This is a genomic window from Paenibacillus whitsoniae (assembly GCF_003955665.1).
Taxonomy (GTDB): Bacteria; Bacillota; Bacilli; order Paenibacillales; family NBRC-103111; genus Paenibacillus_E; species Paenibacillus_E whitsoniae.
The window spans coordinates 27,522-42,288 of the sequence record NZ_RXHU01000023.1 but is presented as its reverse complement, the minus strand read 5'-3'; the positions used below and the strand labels follow the sequence as shown (position 1 = coordinate 42,288).

The 14,767-nt window shown below is 53.2% G+C and carries 15 protein-coding genes; 5 read left to right on the top strand and 10 right to left on the bottom strand.

The features are described from left to right. Positions 1-9: 9 nt before the first annotated feature. The 4 genes from racE to EJQ19_RS09235 form a co-directional block, all read right to left on the bottom strand. The gene (gene racE / locus EJQ19_RS09250; RefSeq protein ID WP_126140925.1) at positions 10-819 is read right to left on the bottom strand and encodes a glutamate racemase; all 810 of its coding nucleotides are present in this window, start codon (positions 817-819) and stop codon (positions 10-12) included. A gap of 107 nt (positions 820-926) precedes the next feature. Continuing rightward, positions 927-1,907, bottom strand: coding sequence for a polysaccharide deacetylase family protein (locus EJQ19_RS09245; RefSeq protein ID WP_126140924.1), 981 nt, complete (start codon positions 1,905-1,907; stop codon positions 927-929). 88 nt (positions 1,908-1,995) lie between these two features. Next, positions 1,996-2,415 carry a disulfide oxidoreductase gene (locus tag EJQ19_RS09240; protein ID WP_126140923.1) on the bottom strand — a complete coding sequence of 140 codons (420 nt, stop codon included), beginning with the start codon at positions 2,413-2,415 and terminating at the stop codon, positions 1,996-1,998. A 52-nt stretch (positions 2,416-2,467) separates the two neighbouring features. After that, positions 2,468-4,498 carry a glycoside hydrolase family 15 protein gene (locus EJQ19_RS09235; RefSeq protein ID WP_126140922.1) on the bottom strand — a complete coding sequence of 677 codons (2,031 nt, stop codon included), beginning with the start codon at positions 4,496-4,498 and terminating at the stop codon, positions 2,468-2,470. 172 nt (positions 4,499-4,670) lie between these two features. On the opposite strand from EJQ19_RS09235, the gene EJQ19_RS09230 reads away from it, so the two are divergent. Both EJQ19_RS09230 and EJQ19_RS09225 read left to right on the top strand, forming a co-directional pair. Then, positions 4,671-5,345, top strand: coding sequence for a helix-turn-helix domain-containing protein (locus EJQ19_RS09230; protein ID WP_164716417.1), 675 nt, complete (start codon positions 4,671-4,673; stop codon positions 5,343-5,345). 202 nt (positions 5,346-5,547) lie between these two features. Beyond that, positions 5,548-6,678 (top strand): phosphodiester glycosidase family protein, encoded by a 1,131-nt coding sequence (locus EJQ19_RS09225; RefSeq protein ID WP_126140920.1) that lies wholly within the window; start codon positions 5,548-5,550, stop codon positions 6,676-6,678. Between the two features lie 78 nt (positions 6,679-6,756). Here EJQ19_RS09225 and EJQ19_RS09220 read toward each other — a convergent pair whose 3' ends face one another. Both EJQ19_RS09220 and EJQ19_RS09215 read right to left on the bottom strand, forming a co-directional pair. Further along, positions 6,757-7,092, bottom strand: coding sequence for a YtxH domain-containing protein (locus EJQ19_RS09220; RefSeq protein ID WP_126140919.1), 336 nt, complete (start codon positions 7,090-7,092; stop codon positions 6,757-6,759). Positions 7,093-7,099: 7 nt separating this feature from the next. Continuing rightward, positions 7,100-7,552: a DUF948 domain-containing protein gene (locus EJQ19_RS09215; protein ID WP_126140918.1), complete on the bottom strand. Its 453-nt coding sequence runs from the start codon at positions 7,550-7,552 to the stop codon at positions 7,100-7,102. Positions 7,553-7,881: 329 nt separating this feature from the next. Here EJQ19_RS09215 and EJQ19_RS09210 point away from each other — a divergent pair, with 329 nt between their 5' ends. Further along, positions 7,882-8,517 (top strand): bifunctional 4-hydroxy-2-oxoglutarate aldolase/2-dehydro-3-deoxy-phosphogluconate aldolase, encoded by a 636-nt coding sequence (locus tag EJQ19_RS09210; RefSeq protein ID WP_126140952.1) that lies wholly within the window; start codon positions 7,882-7,884, stop codon positions 8,515-8,517. 392 nt (positions 8,518-8,909) lie between these two features. Here EJQ19_RS09210 and EJQ19_RS09205 read toward each other — a convergent pair whose 3' ends face one another. Together EJQ19_RS09205 and EJQ19_RS09200 are read right to left on the bottom strand one after the other, a co-directional pair. Further along, entirely contained in the window at positions 8,910-9,542 is a 633-nt protein-coding gene (locus tag EJQ19_RS09205; RefSeq protein ID WP_126140917.1) for a helix-turn-helix transcriptional regulator, read from the bottom strand. 181 nt (positions 9,543-9,723) lie between these two features. Continuing rightward, positions 9,724-10,155 carry a DUF86 domain-containing protein gene (locus EJQ19_RS09200; RefSeq protein ID WP_126140916.1) on the bottom strand — a complete coding sequence of 144 codons (432 nt, stop codon included), beginning with the start codon at positions 10,153-10,155 and terminating at the stop codon, positions 9,724-9,726. Between the two features lie 312 nt (positions 10,156-10,467). Here EJQ19_RS09200 and EJQ19_RS09195 point away from each other — a divergent pair, with 312 nt between their 5' ends. After that, entirely contained in the window at positions 10,468-11,523 is a 1,056-nt protein-coding gene (locus tag EJQ19_RS09195) for an acyltransferase (protein ID WP_126140915.1), read from the top strand. Positions 11,524-11,543: 20 nt separating this feature from the next. On the opposite strand, the gene EJQ19_RS09190 is transcribed toward EJQ19_RS09195, so the two are convergent. Both EJQ19_RS09190 and EJQ19_RS09185 read right to left on the bottom strand, forming a co-directional pair. Beyond that, positions 11,544-13,559 carry a DNA/RNA non-specific endonuclease gene (locus EJQ19_RS09190; protein WP_126140914.1) on the bottom strand — a complete coding sequence of 672 codons (2,016 nt, stop codon included), beginning with the start codon at positions 13,557-13,559 and terminating at the stop codon, positions 11,544-11,546. A 159-nt stretch (positions 13,560-13,718) separates the two neighbouring features. Further along, positions 13,719-14,384 (bottom strand): tetratricopeptide repeat protein, encoded by a 666-nt coding sequence (locus tag EJQ19_RS09185; RefSeq protein WP_126140913.1) that lies wholly within the window; start codon positions 14,382-14,384, stop codon positions 13,719-13,721. Positions 14,385-14,490: 106 nt separating this feature from the next. On the opposite strand from EJQ19_RS09185, the gene EJQ19_RS09180 reads away from it, so the two are divergent. Further along, a complete protein-coding gene (locus EJQ19_RS09180; protein WP_126140912.1) occupies positions 14,491-14,754 on the top strand; it encodes a hypothetical protein in 264 nt (87 codons plus the stop codon). Positions 14,755-14,767: the final 13 nt, after the last annotated feature.

Genomic DNA, 14,767 nt, shown 5'->3' with positions numbered 1-14,767 from the left:
ACCCCGCTATTACAGGAACTGTGGAACCTGCCAGACGAACGGCATCAGCGCCATTTCCTCACGCAGCCAGTTTTGGGCGATTTCCTTGAATACAGTCGGTTCCCCGCTGCAGAAAAACTGATGCACAGGCAGATGATTGGCGGGCGCAAGCATGTTTCTCTGCTGCAGAATCAATTGAATATCCCGCACCGTTTCATCCGCTGATGAAATCAGCGTCACCTCCGGTCCCATCACATATGAGATGGAGTCGGACAGAAACGGATAATGCGTACAGCCCAAGATCAGACAATCGATCGGTTTATCTCTCAGTTGAAACAAGGATTGCTCTACGATCGAACGCGCATTGCCCTCGCTGAAAAGCCCTTGCTCCACAAAAGGCGCAAGCAGCGGGCACGCTTCGCTGTAGACTTCAACCTCCGGCGAAATCGATCTGAGCGCTTTTTCGTACGCTTTGCTGCGGATCGTGCCATCCGTTCCAATGACGCCGACGATGCCGCTTCGCGTCGATTTGATCGCAGCTCTGGCCCCCGGCGAGATCACGCCGATGACGGGGATGGAGACACGCGCGCGAATATCCTCAATAGCGACGGCCGTCGCCGTGTTGCAGGCAATGACAATCATTTTAGGCTGGAATTGCAGTAAATAATCGACGATTTGCCTGGTGAACATGCGAACCTCGCCTGCTTCTCGCGGACCATATGGACTTCTAGCCGTATCGCCAAAATAGATGACTTTTTCATGGGGCAGCTGTTTCAACACTTCTTTGACTACAGTTAATCCTCCGACTCCGGAGTCCAGTACGGCTATCGCTTGCTGCACACCTATCCGCTTCCTTTGCCGGTTATATTAGTTAACCACATGGTTAGAATATGTGCGGCCAAGCTGAAAGGTACCACGGGTAATTCACCAGATTTGCGCGTCAAGCGTCATGATTTTGGCTGAAGCTCGCTGACGACGCCGAACTCGTACCCTCGTTTTTTGATCTCTTTGCAGATCCGGTCAAGCGCCTGCATGTTCTCCTCAGAGCCTTGATGCATCAGAATGACGTTGCCGTCGTGCAGGTTGTTCATAATGTCGTTAAACGGATCGTCAGGTCCGTTCGCGCGAGGTTCCCAGTCTCTCATCGCGGTGGACCAGAAGACAGACGTATAGCCCATGCCCGAGACGAGATCCAGCACATGTCGGTTGTACTTCCCGAACGGAAAGCGGAAATATTTCTGCAAGTTCTGTCCCGTAATTTGATGATACAAGGTTTCAAAATCGGTAATTTCCTTGCGGATCTGATCGTCGGACATTTCATTAAAATCCGTATGCGTCATCGTATGATTCGCCACAAAATGGCCGTCGGCTACGATTCGTTTCAAATAATCGGGATTTTTCTTAATGTTATTGCCGGTGATAAAAAAATTCGCCTTCACATTGTTCTCTTTGAGCGACTTGAGCATGAGATCGACCTCGATGAGCGGCCCGCCTGCGTCAATTGTCAGATAGACTTTTTTGCCTGTTCCGACCCACACGGCTTTCTGATCGGCGGTAAACGTCTTCGTTTCATGCGGAAAATCCGGCACTTGGCCCGTTTTTTTCTTCATATAGTACCAAGAGAGCGGTTCGCGATCCGCGGAGACCGTTTTTGGCTTGGCCGATGCAGGCGGTGCCGTCGGTTTCGGCGTTGCTGGGGTTGGCGTTGGCGTTGGTGTTGGCGTCGCAGTCGGCTGAGGCGTTGCGGTTGGCAGCGGCGTCGGCGTGGAAGCCTTAGGCGTAACTTGCGGCGTCTGAGCAACCGGTGTTGGTACAGGACTGGAGGAAGGAGTCTCTGCGTTCGGTAAAGTCATGGAGATGTCTGCACAGCCGACCAGCGTTAGGCTTAACGCGATCAGCAGTGCAGCTTGTTTGGCCAGGTTGGTCATAAATGGCAGCACCTCTCGATAAGATCTGTGCCATTACTTTCGACAGCGCCTGACATTTTCCCTGCCTATTCGTGGAAATCGGCTTGTTTTACTTCGCGGCGCGATACGTGAGGATTTGCAAAATAATAATGAGCATAAAAGCAGTGCCCGCCAGCATCGGAATCGTGATCCAGCCAAGCCAGTTCAGATAGTCGGTGTCGCAGGCGATCGGTCCGCAGCCCGTGCCGGTTTCATGGAAGACGCCTTCCTGCAGCAGCACATGATAAATCGAGATGCAGGCGCCCCAAATCGCCAGTGGCAGCACGTAAATGGCAATTTTGAAATCTTTGCGCACGGCGGCGATCCCGAGAATAATGGCAAGCGGGTACATCAAAATGCGTTGGTACCAACACAACTTGCAAGGTGCCAAGTGCATAATTTCAGAAAAATACAAGCTTCCGAGCATCGCAACGAGCGCGACCAGCCAGGATAGGTGCAGCCCGTTGCTGCGCAGCCAATTTTTCGACATGAATCATCGTCCTCCTCGTCCCTTTCATTATAAAAGTATAGGGAAGAGAAGTCTACGTCCGTAGCACGGCATCCTCGCTCGCATCCGTCATCGCATCCCCCGCCTCCGCGCCTTCAAGCCGCTTTAGCGCCGCCAAATATTCCTGCGTCACTTTGACGAATGACGCATGCGACCACGTGAGCGGCGACACAGACAACGGTGCGCCTGAGAACGGATGAACCTGCTCCGCCAGGATGCCCGTCGGCAGCGCATGCTTCATCGCCCAGCGCATCAGCGCTTCCGCTTCTTCCAGCATCTGCGGCGTCGCTGCGCAGGCGATGATCCACTCCGCATACCAGAGCGTGCAGATGAACCAGGGATTGCCCGGCACCTGCCCGGTATCCTGCGTCACCTGATGGTAATAATCGTTCTCGTAGCGGGCGATCCCGCCGATAGGCGTTTGCACCCACAGCTTCTCACGCAGAAGCTCCATCGTAGCGCTCATCCGCGGATCTTCCCGATCCACGAGGCCAAAATCGAACAGCCCGTACATGCTCATATCGAGCGTGTAATCCGGCTCGTACGTTTGCCGCTCGTAGTTCCAGTACAGCGCGCGCACAAACCTTCCTTGCGTGCCGTCGTACAGATACGCGTCTGCCGCCTTTCTCACCTGCGCGGCAACATCGCCATAGTACAGCGCGCGGACGCTGTCGCCGTGATAATCGGCGAATTGCGCGGCTGCTTTGAGTCCTGCATACACCGCGGACACCGTAAACGCCATCACGCCGTAACGCTCTTCCCAGAGGTCGTAGGACGGCAGCGGCAAGCCCGAAGCATCCCGGTAATGCGCGAGAAAATCCCCAGCCGGCTTCACAAACGCCTCGTAATCGTGCGCCGATTGTGCAAGCGTGCCTGCCATGCGATGGTGGTGCCACAGCGTATACAGGACGAGCGCGGTTTCGTCCTCCTGAATCGCCAATTGCTTTTTCCCCTGACCGTCGACCCACGGGTGCCAGCTGGAGCCCGCCGAGCCGTCCGGATTGTACTTGTGCATCAAGTAGCCTTCGGGCGTCACCGCCTTCACGCAAAAGTCAAAAAACGTCCGGGATAGCTCATGAACCCCCGCGCGGTCCAGCGCATGCGACACCAACGCGCCGTCCCTCGGCCACATATAGGAATACGTGTCGCGGGCGAATTTTAAAATATCGGAGTCGTTGGCGGCGACGATCGCCCCGCGGTTATCGATATTCGTGCGGATCGTCAGCAAGCAGCGTTTGTAAAAAGCCGCAAGTTCCGGTGCAAGCCGCGACAGCTCATGCGCATCCCGGTTGGCCCAGCCGACCCAATAGAGGCGCGTCTCTTCCAAGATCCGGCCCGGTGTGCGGTCACGTACCAGCTGCTCGGAACTGCCGATGTCTTCGCGGGATGCGCCGAAGCAAATCCAGAACCAGCCCTCCGCTGTGCCATTCGGCGGCAGTGTCACCGTCAGCTCGATCACGCCGTCGACCGATCCTTGCGCGATCGAATTGCCCTCGAGCCTGCCGTCCTCGGCATCCCGCCACGTGCCCTCCAGGCCGTGAATCCGCTTTTGCCCCGTCGCATAGCCGCTCGGTGCCGCCTGCTTCGCGCCTCCGCTCTGGCAGGACAATGACAGATAACGGTGTCCTTTATAGAAAATCAGCGAGCGCAGCTCCGGATCATAGTAGATCGTATCCCCGACGCCGTTCCCATACAGCTGCAGGTCGAGATGAAAGTATAAGCGCAGCTCCCGCTCCTTGTCGAGGCTGTTCTCCAGCATAATTTTCCGCACAAAGATATCGTCGCTATGCCCTACCCCATCCTGAATGACAAACTGGAGTCCGTAACGTTTGTGGGCGCAAGTAACCCGGGTAACCAGAGAATCTTCCTCATAAGCCGGCGTTGTGAAGACCTCCGGATCGTCGATCCAGAAGAAGCCTTCCGCACTCCATACACCAAAATGTGAAATTTGATCGCTGGATTGATTCTCCTGCCCTACTAAAGGATAATAGATGTCACGAATATTATAAACGTTATCGAAATTCATCAGCACATTGCCGTTGCCGATCGGTAAATCTCTTGCCATAGGACCGCCCCTTCTTTTCCATCTGCGTACACTTAATGTCTCATCGGACTTATGGAAATATGCACTAATGAGGGGAACCGCCGGCAAACGAGGAAAGTGCCGCCATTCATCAAAGCAACCGTTTCTATTTTTCTGAATTTCTATTACAATACTGATATACGGAGGGATAATGATGAAGCAATTTGAAGGATTCGGAAAATTTTTAGAAAGCTTGCGGGGGAAAATGTCCTTGCGCGAGGCCGCGAATAAAAGCGGACTTTCACACGCCTACATCAGAGACTTGGAGCTGGAGCGCAATCGTTCAACAAATGAAAAAATTAAACCTTCACCCGTTACTTTAAAAAAACTGTCTGAAGCCTATAAATTTTCCTACACCGAGCTGATGGAAAAGGCAGGCTACCTTGAGCATACAGAGCTGTCGGATACACCGACCAACGAAAAACTCGACCATATTCCGCTTTCGGATATCGTTTATATTGAAATCAGCCCAACGGAGTTGAAGTTTCATACCCGGCTTGGGCATCAAGTGGTCAATATGAAGTCGCTGCTGGATTTTGTGCATTTTCTGGACAAGCTTGAAGAGCACGGGTTTAAGAAGATGGATACGGATTTATTCGTCAACTTGACGCAGGTTCAGAAGTATGTGGAAAAGGAAGGCAAGCTGTACTTCGATCCGCTCGGCATTCACAAAAGCGTAACGATTGCAGCCTCCCGCCAAAAAAAATACCATGACCTTCTCGTTCGCAGCGTTGCCGTTAACACAGGCGGAGCCATTCCCCTGCCGAACGATCGTGGTACCTTAGACACGTTTTTCCAATCGTCGTCCCGTAATCTGTCGCAAAATTAACTGAGGGCTAGTCGTTCGCCCTGGGTCGCCCTGGTCGTCAGCTCCGCTGACTGCTCGGGTATGCGTCCTACCTAAAGGCGACTGCCGCCCATGCATCCCAGAAGGAGGAAAATTCAGTCAAAAACTGAAACTTTCCTCCTTCTTTTCCGTCTAGTATAGGAAAGGCGCAGTTATTTTTTGAATGAGAGGAACGATTGGATACATGGCAGTACAACAAACAACCGCCCGGCAAGCCTCGCTGCCCGCAAGAGGTCGGCCTAAGCGTTCCAAAGGCCTGCTCTTTTTCATGTATACGCTGATCACCTTGACGGTGATAGGCATTGCCGGGTTGGGGTGGTTTTTTCTAAGCTCGTCAGGCTCGAACGTTCGATATATGATGGCGGATACGCTGATCACGACACAGCACCGCGACTGGGCCAAATATTTAATCGGCTCCGATGAGCTGCAGAAGCGCGTTGAGGCGTACTGGAAAAGATTTGATGAAATGGGCGTGGAAAAGGATAAAGGGCTCGTAAAGCTCGAAACGGATCCTCCCGTTTCGGCGGTTTCGACGGTAGAACATCCGCCCAAGAAAGAACTGGTGACGATCGAGCCGATTTCCGGCCCCAATTTTAAAGGCCAGCTGGTCACGATCTCCGACCCGAAGAAGCTCCGCATCGCCGTTCCGGATAAAGCCGGCAAAGGCGAGAAAGTGTCCTCCATGGTCAAACGAACCGGTGCCATTCTCGGCGTGAACGGCGGCGGCTTCATCGACCCGAACTGGGAGGGCAATGGCTTTCAGCCGGAGGGCGTTGTCATGTCCGGCGGCAAAATCTTCTATAACGACCGGGGCATGAACGGCACCGTGAACGTGGTCGGTATCGACAAGGAAGGCCGCATGATCGCCGGCAAGTACAAAGTTTCCGAACTCGTCAAGATGGGCGTGCAGGAAGCCGTCTCCTTCTCTCCGCGCTTCATCGTCAACGGTGTCGGTCAGATCAAGAACCAGGCCGACGGTTGGGGCATCGCACCGCGCACTTGCATGGCGCAGACGGAGGACGGTTCGATCCTGTTCGCCGTGATCGACGGCAGGCAGAAGCACAGTATCGGGGCGACACTCTACGATATCCAGGAGATTTTCCTCGCACACGGCGCGATTACGGCTGCGAACCTGGACGGCGGTTCCTCGACGGTGCTCGTCCACAATAACGAGATCATCAACAAACCATCCAGCGAGTACGGCGAGCGTTACTTACCGACCGCATGGCTGCTGTTCGATCATCCGGAGACCGCTCCAATCAAGAACGTGTGGGAAGGGCTGGACATCTCCAAGATTGACCCGTCCAAATGGTAAAAAGCTGAGAAAAGGGAAGTCCGTGCAAGCCTGAGCGCTGCATGCGGACTTCCCTTTTTTGTGTGTTTAAGGGGCCCATTAACGCCCCAGAATAACCAAATCCTCCGCTGCCTCAGACGCCTCGATGTCATCGATTTCTTCCGCTTCTTCCGTGGAGGCGCCTCTCCATGAACGAACAGTTTCCACAACGTTAACCGCCGTATCTTTCGCTTTGCCGACCAAATCGACGGTTGTCGTGGAGACGGCCTTCGCCGTAGCTTGCGTTTTTTGGCTGACAGATTGAGCGCCTTCCGCAATATCGCTGCGGAGCTCGCGCCCCGATTTTGGCGCAAACAGCAAGGCCGCTGCCGCTCCGAGTACCCCGCCTACAACTGCGCCGATCAGAAGCTCTTTACCTTTTTTCTCAGTGGACATGTGAGATTCACTCCTTAGTGTCGTTTTTCGCATTCCGATAGCTTTGCCACCTCTGCCACAGCTCGTAGCCGGTCGTTGCCCATTCCATCGCGTCTTGAATCCGCCGTTGGTGGTCGCTGACGACTCTCTCCGCCCCCCCAATCGACGTTCGGAGCTTCTTCGCCGTATACCCCAGTGCAGCAGCCATGTCGCCCATCGCCTGCCCTGCTTTCTCCGTGGCCTTTACCGCCGGTTCTATGGCCTGTAACTGCCGATCGACGTCCTGCGCCAGTTTGCCGACCTGCTGCATCAACTGTTCGGCTTGTGCGGTCGCAGCGGTTACGGACGTTTGAACGTTATCCGCTGTACGGCCTAAGTGCTGCAACGTGCTCCTTGCCGTAATAAGCAGGCGAACCGCGAACACCGCAAGCACGATAAACGCAGCAGCCACACTGACCACACTGAACTCGATCCAAGACATGACAGACACCTCCTGCAAGCTGTGAATGATGAGGGCCACGAAAAGTCGGATTGTCAGCACCGAGAAGGTTGCGAGAACCTGGAGAAAGCGGAGCGGAGTGTAGGCAAAACCTACATGGCTACCTTCCTTCGCAGGTGAACGCAAGATTCGACGCTTGATCACAAGACGACCTTTTTGAACAATAGCTTCTAGACGAATGCCTATGAATTACTACAGTATAGGTAAGAGTAGCTTGTTTTGACACAACCGAATTGGAAAAAATTCAGGAACCTGTCATAATAGACGAAGGACAATCTGACACAAGCATGGGGGAATGCACAATGGCAACAATGCAGCGCGAGCAAGGAATCAAAGAAATCGAACGTACGCGAATCATCGCGATTGTACGGGGCGTTAAGGAGCAGCACATTGTGGGCGTAGCGGATGCCCTGTTTGAAGGCGGCGTCACCGTCATGGAGGTTACCCTGAATACACCTGGGGCGCTAGACATGATTGCAGGCTTGCAATCCCACTGCGGGGAGCGAATGTACATCGGCGCCGGCACGGTGCTCGATCTGGACGACGCCAAGAGAGCGGTTGCCGCAGGCGCTTCCTTCATCGTGACGCCGAATCTCGACGAAGAAGTCATTCGCTGGTGCAAAGCAGAGGAGATTCCGATTTTTCCAGGTGCGATGACGCCGACCGAAATCGTGAAAGCCTGGAAAGCTGGCGCCACTGCGGTCAAAGTATTCCCAAGCGCAAGCCTCGGGCTGCCGTATATCAAAGAATTGATGGGGCCGCTGGACCACATTCCGATGATGGCAGTCGGCGGTGTGACGGAAGGCAACATCAAGCAGTTTCTGGACATCGGCTGCTACGGCCTTGGCATCGGCGGCTCATTAATCAACCTCAAAGAGATCGAAGCCGGAAACTTCGCCTGGGTCAAGGAGAAGGCGGCGAGTTTGCTTGGAGCTGCGAGGGGTTAGGTTGCGGGAAGATGTATTTCCTACATCAAATTCGGAAAAATCAGGCGTTTTTGCGAAGAATCCTGTATTTTATACAGGAAAATCTCCGCTTGGCTCCTGATTTTCACCGATTATGGGTCCAGAACTAAAATTTCATGTAAGTTTTACATGTTTTTTGCATATATGGACCCATTTAATGAAAATTAGCTGTATGTCGTGCAGGAAAGTGGATCGTGGCGTCTAAGAGTGACACGGCGCTGCTTCGAGAAATACTTTCCTTTCCGCCACACAAAGATAAACGCTGCCATCCTTTCAAGGACGGTAGCGTTTATTTGATGGAACATAGCCACTTCGAGGATTTACATGCTGATACGCTGAATAAAGACCATCCTCCGCATGACGGAAGATGGTCTTTATGAATTAGGGCGAATAATGTAGACGCATTTATTAGCGCCCTTGGCCAGACAGGACGTCCGCTCAACGGAGGCGTCTAGCAAATTTTGAAACAAGGACAGTTCGCATTGACACGCTTGCTGAAACGAACCAGCCACTTTGGAAATCGGGCAATTATGCTCATTAAACTCGAACGTTTCGTCCTCTCGCTTCGACCACTCGACCATATAACCGTTCTCGTTCTGGATAGCAGCCAATTCCTCCACTCGCTCATCGAGCGACTTCCCGGACATACGGGGGAGATAACGCGCCTCCAGCTTCCCTTGACGGCCTTCGAACAGCCTTTCGATTTTATCGTGTCCTTCTCCCTCAAGCAGCTCATCCAGTAAATCCAGCGTAAGCTGCAAGTATTTCTTGGGAAATAAATCATCCGCCTGCGGGGCGAGCGTGTACACATTCGTCGGACGTCCCATCGCTTGACGAATCAGCTTCGCTTCAAGTAAGTCGTCTTTTTCCAGTGCATGAATGTGCCGCCTGACCGCCATTTCAGTAATTCCGAGCTGCTTGGCAAGCTCCTGGACGCTTAATGAGCCTTGCGTTTTGAGCATGGAGAGAATCATTTGGCGCGTAGACATTTCTAATGTTTCACTCATGCTCTCACCTGCCTCGGAATTTGTGTTGGTCTCATTTTACCGTATCGCGCGGGATATGTAAATCGAGGATCACTGGGAACGATAGCTGGTGAAGAAATAGCCGGGTTCCATTGAACCCGGCCACTGACAGGCGCTTGCCGCGCCAGCGTATATTTTCACAATTCGTATCCGTTCTGTTTCGCTACGCCAATTCACTCTTAATAAACGCAGCTACACTTGCTTTAAACTCTTCAAATGCGCCCGGCAGCACCGCCATTAACGGATGAAGCTCCCCGCGCTCCAGGTCCACGAAGTCTTGCACCAGCGGCTTTCTCAGCTTCACCAACTGCAACAGCGTAGCGGTCAACGACTCCGAGTATGCCCCTTCGCCGTGGACGATTTCCACAATATCTTCATACGAGCTCGCATCCCGTAAAATAAACGCGTCGATCAGCAGGCTGCCGACATCCGTTACCGTCTCGATGGCCAAATGAAGCACGCGCTCCTGAGCCATCTGCCAAGCCAGACTAGGCGTGCCTTGCTGCCATTGGGCGACGATCTCGCGGCTTGTCTCCGCCAGTACGTTCAAAAAAGCGAGCCGATCATTAATTTGTTCATGGTTAATAAAATACATGGCCTATCTCCGTCCTCTTTTCCGCCATTTCGTCCATACCATCATCGCAAAAAATGTCACAATGACTAAAAATATGAGTAAAATCGCTTGCATGACATATTCATAGCTCATTTTGCATTCACCTTGACTCTCTCCATATTCTTTTCTCAGTTTAGCGTGGGCGGCTGGGAGCGTCAAGTTCACTCCGGCAATCTTCAGCACTTTCCGGCGTTGTTCTGTTCACAGGTTCGTGATACATTTTTAAGAGATTGCTAGAAACGACTCGACTGCACAGCTTGTCTGCCGAAGTTGTACAAAAGGAGATTGCCCTGCATGGCTGCCAAGCCGAAACTGACTGAAATCGATTATTTGCGCGCACTCGCGATTGTCGCTGTGCTTGTCATTCACGGCACCGCTGCCGCAACGCTGCTTCCCACAGGAAGCGTACCCCAGGCTGTATTTTTCATGATCAACAAAGCGTCCTTGTTCACTGTACCTCTCTTTATCTGGATTAGCGGGTTGGTGTTGTTTTATACGTATGGCGACCGCTGGAAGCCAGGTATGGCGCGTGAATTCTGGTGGAAGCGGCTGCGCAAAATCGCGGTTCCGTACGTCCTGTGGTCGCTGTTTTACTATCTGTGGAATCAGTGGCTCTACCATGGTACGGTCCGGTTCGATCCGTGGTATTTCGTCAAGCTGCTGCTCTCGGGAAACGCCAGCTATCATTTGTACTACATGGTGATCATCCTTCAGTTCTATCTCGTCTTCCCGCTGCTGATCAGCCTTGTCAAGGCCTATCCCTGGGTGCAAAAAGCTTTGATCCCGCTTGGCCTCGGGATTCAAGCTGCCGCTTACGGCTGCCACCATTGGGTGCATCCGCTGCCTGAGTACGACTCGCTGCTGCTCGGCTACAGCGCGTATTTTTGCTTCGGCGCCTATGCGGGCCTCCGCTATGGCGCGGTGGCCGCCTGGGCGAAGCGGCGGCACGTGTGGGTGCGCGCCGCGGCCGTGCTCGCGGGCGTCCTGTTCGCCGGCGGGCTGCTGCTCCAGCAGCTCGGCCGGGTTGCTCTATCAAGCGCGTGGTACGAGCTTGATCTCGTGCTGTACGCCATGGCCGTGCCGATGGCGTGCCTGCCGGCTGCGCGCGCGCTCGCGGCGTGCACAGGGTTTGTCGCCAAGGGCGGGGCGGCGCTCGGCGCCGCGTCCTTTGGCGTGTACTTGGCGCACCCGGCGATCCTCACCCTGTGGGATCGCCTGGCGCCGGAGCCGGACGCGCAGCGCTGGCTCTACAGCGCGCACACCGCGGCCGCGATTCTCGTCGGCCTGGCGGGTGCGTATGCGCTCGCGCGTGGCTACGCGAGCGCGATGCGCAAAGCAGCCCGGCGCTAGAAGGGCTGCACCATGCCGCTTTACCCTTTGATCACATCATGCATGTGACGATAAATTTCTTTATATTTTTTTCCGTTGTCTGCATAGTTGTCTGAAATTATCCCGCAAGCCGTTCCAAATTTCCCCCAGTCGCTGTCGCGCTTCGCTTCAACCATATCGATAATCGGCTGGACAACCGTATCGCCCATAGCGAATTTTAAAATTCTTAGCTGAACCAAGGCATTTTGATGATCCTGATACTCAGACAACAATTGAATAATCTTCTTATCGTAATTCGACGCAGACATTTTACTAAACTTTTCAACGCGCGGTCCGTATTCCTTCATAAACCTGCTGCTTTTATACTTCTTCTGATTTTCACGCAGATGCTTATGAACGGTAAGCTTGCCGCGGGTTTTAAAATCTTTGTACTCCGTCTCGCTTCGCATCTCTTCTTCCATCACTTCCTGCCGATACGGAGTCATAGGCATGTTCTCATAATAATCAAAGTCAGTATGATTGAACATTTCCGTACTCTGCAGCTGCTCCATCGATTTGCCGTATGGCTGATCCGTGGGAAGCGGCTCCAGACCGAAGGCACTGCGTTCGTTATTTGCAAAACCAATGGAACTCTGCAGCGCTCGATCCCGCTCCTCCCGTGCTATGATGACCAGCTTCAGCAAATGCCTCGCTGTTTCCTCAACCGCTTGCCGCTGTTGGTGTTCTTTCTTAAGCGATTCATTAACATCGGACAATAAATTGGCCGCAGCGGGTGCCTGATGAATCAGTTCGAATAATTTTTGAGCCTCTGCGAAAATACCGAGTAACCGGAGATGACGCTCTTTCGGAGCGTTCTCCAGTGCCCAGTCCAAATCCTTGGCAATGACATAATCAGCTAACTGATTCTTTGTATTGAGATCTTTCAGTATTGCGCTTTCCGTCTTAATCACTTCATTCGCTTTCTTTTCATTGTCGCTCACGCTGGCCGACTTCATAATCGAAACAAGACTCTTGGACAATTGATCCTGCGGTACATCCAAAATCGTATCGGAGATCCCCATTTTATCCAATACCGCTTGAATTGGCTTCATCACGGCTGCTGCAGAGCTGAGGTCGTCGGTGTTGGTCAGCACCACCTCTTTACGGGCAACTTTGGACCAGGCGGCCGCGTGGTCGCGGTCCCATCTGTCGACGCCTTTTCCGGATTTGTCAGGAGCATTCTGCAAACTGTCATTGCCCGATTTAAAGTAGGAGGGAGGCGGGATGTCAATATCCACATGACCATGCGTCCCCGGCACCTTCCCTTTGGTTTTGGGATCCAACTGGTACCAATCACATTCAAACGCGGACGTATACCATAAATTTCTGGAGCTTGCGTCCTGTGCCTGTTTGGTTTTCACCTCGTATCGCACCCAGCCATGCTGATTGTTGACGATATCTTTTATTTTTTCCTCCACTTCATCGGAATGTTTCTTGTTAGCGACCTGGGGAATGGCGGCTAAGTTGCGAACATCATTTCCCGGTCCTCCCAAATTTTCGTTTAGCAAATGGCCGGCCACGTAATCCATCTTACCTGAATTGCGCTCCATCTTTTTCCGCTTATCCGCCCACTTGCCCTTCGCTCCTGGTGTGCTTCCGAGCGGATGATCGGGGCCAAGCGGATCCGCTACCATCTTTACACCGTCGTCATGGTCGGCGGCGTCCCATTCCACCTTCGTTTGCCACTTGCCGCCAGCCCCCTCAACTTTTGCTTCATGCCCAAATGCCTCGTTGTCGCCATCAATCTCGGTTTTAAGCGGCATCCACCGCCGGTGGGTTTCGGGCGGCAAGATTTCGTCATACTTGACGAGGTCCCGCTGAATGACCGGCTTGTTGGCTTGCAGCAGCTGCCCCACCGCCCGATTGCCAATGGTTCGTTGCAGGTACATACCGCTTTGAGCAGAAAGGGTTCGGCCGCTGCGTTCCGCGAAAGGGCTTGTCAAAGACTCCCCCGATTTGCACTCCTCTTCTTGCTTACGACCTGTTAGCTTTCTAGAACTCTCAGCATGTCCGATCACGTAAGAACCTCCATTTTACCGGTCGCACACATGCACAGCTCGCGACATCCTTTTCCCTCTATCGTACTGGATATTTCTGGATATGTAAATCATAGGAAAAGCCGGCAACCCTATTCGTTTGCCGGCTTCTTCGCCTTGTGCATGTGTCGTATAGCTATGCTATTTAAGTCGCGCGAGCCAGGCCCAGCGGCGCTGCTGGCGGCGGCTGTAGCGTGGCAAGCCGCGATAAATCTCAAGCGCTTCGCCGAAGGCGCGCTTCGCGTCATCCTGACGGCCGAGCTGTTGGTACAGCTGCCCGAGCCGGTAGTACGCCTCGACGGACGAGGAGTGCACGTCGCGGAACTGCTCGAGCAACCGCACAGCCCGCTCCGGCGCTTGCTTCGCCAGCGCCTCGCCAAGCTGGAGATAGGCTTCGCCGTATTTGACGCGCGGATTCAGGTTGACCGCTTCCAGCATGTAGGTCTCGCCTTGCGCGAGATCGCCTGTTTTGAGCAGGCACAGCCCGATTTCATAATGGACATCCGCGGAGTCCTGCATCATCGGCAGCGCGTCCTGCAAGTACGGGAGCGCTTCCTGATATTTTTTGCGTTCAATCAGAATTCTTGCCAGCTCCAGCTTCGCCGAAGTGTTATGCGGATTGGCATGCAGATCCGCTCTCAGCCTCGCAGCACGGCGGCTTAACTGAAAAGGTTTCGTGAGATTCGGCGTCAGTCCAACGTATCTTCGATCCAGAAAGTACAGAATCACGAGAAGAATCAAAAGGGCAAGAAACGGATTCCCGACGATGCGCCAGAGCAAGCCGAATAGTAAAACTTTGAGCAGCATTGACAATTCCTCCTTTCAACTTCCTAATACTACCATATTATTCGGGTGATGTTCATCTTTCTTGCGGAGTGCTATAATAGAAAGAAAAAAAGGGAGTCTTCACCACATGAAAGAATCACACAAGGACATTTGGCTAAAAAGAAAACAGCTAGGCAGATCCAGATATTTGGTCCTTTTCGGGCTACTGCCTTGGGGCCTTGGGCTAACCGTGATTACAAGCCTCATTGAACTCATCAGCTTTCAACAAATTAATCCCGTCTGGGTGCCGGCGCGTTTGGTCTTGTTCTTCTTTATCGGCTTTTTTGTCGCCAACGCCCGCTGGCAAGCCATGGAAAACCGTTTTGAATCCGATTCGCAACAACGACCTTAGGGTCGTTTTTTTG